The sequence below is a fragment of the Parendozoicomonas sp. 209JJ7-1 genome, assembly GCF_058147085.1.
Genome location: NZ_JBYVJU010000208.1, coordinates 1 through 201, shown reverse-complemented (window position 1 = coordinate 201; position 201 = coordinate 1). Strand labels below are relative to the sequence as shown.

General features: G+C 56.7%; 1 protein-coding gene. It reads right to left on the bottom strand.

What is annotated here, in order from left to right:
* On the bottom strand, window positions 1–201 hold a 201-nt coding region (locus ACY2RQ_RS19970; protein ID WP_490114766.1), incomplete at both ends, for a hypothetical protein.

Sequence of the window (201 nt, the reverse complement as noted above, 5' to 3'; positions counted from 1 at the left end):
GTGAAGGTAAACGACGGCACCGGGTCATTATCCAGACCATCCAGGGCGGTGAACGACCAGGTGCTGGCCGCTGTGTTCACCGTCAGGGTTCCCAGACCTGCAACAGTGTATTGATGGCCGGACACAGGTGTCGCTTCGCTGTTGTTAATCAGTACCTTAATTGCCGAATGCGGGGTGTCCGGGCCAATATCAATGCCCAGG